This is a genomic window from Roseburia porci (assembly GCF_009695765.1).
GTDB lineage: Bacteria > Bacillota > Clostridia > Lachnospirales > Lachnospiraceae > Roseburia > Roseburia porci.
The window spans coordinates 1-3,109 of record NZ_VUNI01000046.1 but is presented as its reverse complement, the minus strand read 5'-3'; the positions used below and the strand labels follow the sequence as shown (position 1 = coordinate 3,109).

The 3,109-nt window shown below is 47.3% G+C and carries 3 protein-coding genes; all 3 read right to left on the bottom strand.

Going from position 1 to position 3,109, the window contains the following annotated elements:
• Positions 1-44: 44 nt before the first annotated feature.
• The gene (locus tag FYJ75_RS14155) at positions 45-863 is read right to left on the bottom strand and encodes an ExeA family protein (protein WP_154431049.1); all 819 of its coding nucleotides are present in this window, start codon (positions 861-863) and stop codon (positions 45-47) included.
• Positions 863-2,128, bottom strand: coding sequence for a DDE-type integrase/transposase/recombinase (locus FYJ75_RS14150; RefSeq protein ID WP_154431048.1), 1,266 nt, complete (start codon positions 2,126-2,128; stop codon positions 863-865). Before FYJ75_RS14150 ends, FYJ75_RS14155 begins: the two co-directional genes overlap by 1 nt.
• A gap of 75 nt (positions 2,129-2,203) precedes the next feature.
• Positions 2,204-2,761, bottom strand: coding sequence for a DUF6431 domain-containing protein (locus FYJ75_RS14145; protein WP_154431047.1), 558 nt, complete (start codon positions 2,759-2,761; stop codon positions 2,204-2,206).
• Positions 2,762-3,109: the final 348 nt, after the last annotated feature.

Below are 3,109 nucleotides of genomic sequence, written 5' to 3'. Positions count from 1 at the left end.
TGGATGAATTGCATCAGCGAAGCTGCTTGTCATTGACATTTAGCTTAGGTGCGAAGTAACATCTGACAGCCTGAATGATTGCAACAAAAAGTTAAAGTTTTACTGACAACTAGCTTGACAATGAGCGAACCAATGGTCAGGGCATCTGTCATCAGGTTGTCAATGAGGCGGGGATTGCCCTGCGTGAAGCTGTGCGCAGCCGCAAGCGCCGCCGGATCAATGATCGTAGAGGAAGCACCTGCCAGCTGAAGCTTGTGCAGGATGTACTTTGAAACCTCATCATCAGAAAGCCCGGCATAGTTATAGTGGACGGTGATGCGTTGGCGCAGTGCTTCATGTACCGGCTTGCGGAGTGTGTCATTGAGATGGGATTCCCCGCACAGAATCAGTGTAAAGTAGTTCACAGAATCATAGCCATAGTTCATGAGCATCTTGATATCATTCAGGATTCCGGTACTCAGATACTGGGCTTCGTCAATGGCAAGAAGCAGGGGCTGGCGTTTCTCTTTGTATAGATAAGTGATCTGCTCCTGAATGGCCTTGAACATGCCGGTTTTGCCGCCTTTATCAGAAACGCCGAGGATGGAACAGAGCTGTTTGTAAAAGTCTGCCACGCTGATGGTGGACAGGCACAGGTATTCCATGTGGAACAGGCTGGGATTCAAACTTGCAGCAAAGCATCGCAGGCAAAAGGACTTCCCCATACCGGGTCTGGCGGTAAAAACACCAATCCCCCGGATATCCTTGAGATAGTTCAGGCGGTTTGTCATTTCCCGAAAGTCATTGGATACGAAGTGATCCTTCTCCCTTAACTGCTGTTTGTCAAAAGGGTTAAAGGAAAGACCATAAAAAGAGTTATACATCAGGCGTTACCTCCAATCTTTGAATAATCGATGGCCGGGTTGCTGCGCTTTGTATGGCAGTTCTCATTGCGGTTGGTCTGCCGGATGGGGAACTTTTGATTTTCAAACAGAATGAAAGCAGAGTCCATGTCATCAGGGAGATATCGGATATCCACTTTGGCAGAGATAAACTGCATGGGCACATCATAGCAGACCTTGTCGATGGTAATGGTAGAGTCCTTACGAACCTTGCGTGTGATACGGTTGTAAAAACAGTCATCCAGCCACTGCCTGGACTGTGGTTTGCGGGGATGATCCTTTGAATTCTGATAACGTTCCAGAGGAGTGGAGTCAATCCCTCTGTGAAAGGTGGTATTGTAGGAACGCATGTAATCCTTAAGCATGGTATTGAACTGTGCAAGGGAGGTAATGGAGCTGATATCAAGAGTGTACAGCCAGCGTTCTTTTAATGTGCGGAAGTGCCGCTCCACCTTGCCTTTGCTGGCTCCGTCACGGATTTTTGTATGCAAAAGCAGGATACCAAGGGATACGCAGATCATGGAAAGCTGCTCATTCGAGTAGCTACAGCCATTGTCTACATAAAGTTTATCGGGAATTCCGTAGGTGGCGATGGCATTTTTTAACACCTTCTGAAAGTTGCAGGCATTGTCATTGTAGAACAGTTCGCCTCCGACCAGAAGTCTGGAATGGTCGTCAATGATCATGATGCAGTAAACGCGCCGGGTCTGACCGTCTTCTGTGATGTATGGGAGATAACAGGTATCAGCCTGCCAGATTTTACCGAATTCGTCTTCTTCATAGGCCTTGCGGTCACGGAGGTTAGGGTCTCTGGCAGATTTGAGATCGTTGTTGCGGATGAAACGCTGTACGGAATCCACGCTGACAGTTGCCGGGAGAAAGGATTCCTTCACGAGATGCTCATAAATCTGTGTGGCATTCATGCGTGGATGGTCATCTTTCATACGATAAATTTCAGCAATGGCTTCATCATTCAGAGCCCTGGAAATGCCTTTGTCAGACCTGACACTGGGCATCAGGGCATCCAGCCCGCCGAGGTTGTACTGGGATTTCCACTTTTCCAGTGTTTTGTAGCTATAGCTGACCGTGGAACCATCCGGAAGGGTCAGTGGAGAGGCAGTGACCCGCTTGTAGTAGGCCGTAGCCGAGGCATCAGGATAAAGCCCCTGGATGACAGGAGCTATGAGAGCGAAGCGGAACTGTGCCACTTCAGCGTCATGTTTGAGAGTTTCAGTATCTTTGCTCATGGGAAAGACCTCCTTCTTATGTTTTTCTTCATCATAAGAGGAGAACAGGCAGGCATCCATCCCATGGTTGTGTGGTCAGAAGATAGAAATATCCGGAGCAAACACTTTCTGATGGTATTGTGCGTTTTTTAAGGATGCAGGAATTGGATTCCGATGGGACTGTAGGAAGGAATGAGCGAAATGAAGGATAAATCCCATGGCAAAGGAGGAGAAGGAATCCAACAGGATGATGCTTCTTAGAAAAGAAACATCAGAAGTATCCAGATCAGATAGAATACCAAGCCATTCCTGCTTGTGCGTTTTCCATAGAGAAAGCCACTTATAGAACTGCTTGGTGGAGATTTGATATCTTTCACAGAGTTGTTCGATGGTAAAACGACCTGCAAAATACTGCCCCAGAAGGCGCAGAATGAAGAGCAGGCTGTAGCTGGAATAAGGGATAATGACATCCGGAAGAATGGCGTGGGCATGCTCACAGCTGTCACAGAAAACCCGCATCACACAAAGGTCGGACTTTTCTCTCTTACCTGCCTGGAAGTCAATGATGGAGCGGCCATAGTAGTCGTGGATGTGACAGTTACCGGCGCTTCCGCAGATGGGACAGGTTTCAAGGTGGGGCTGAAACTTAGCCATGTAGGAATTAAAAAGAGATTTTGATGAAGTTTTTATACGAAATATCTTGCACAACAGTAAGTTTTTTCTTATCATAAGTATTGCATAACAATGCGAAGTGACTGCTAATATGACAGGCAACCATTTATTAGGGCATGACCCTGCACCGGACCTGCTTTGCAGCACTTGAATTGGTGAAGAGAAAGAACGAACTGTGGTTGGGGCTGTTCTTTCTCTTTTTCTATGTGCGCCTTGCGGCGCACGTCGCTAATGGATGAAAGTTCCTAATCCGCCCTAGTAGTGGGAAGGATACAGCCAAGACCAAGGGTGTCCTGTTCATAGCAAGACTATGATTAACGTGAGGGGAAT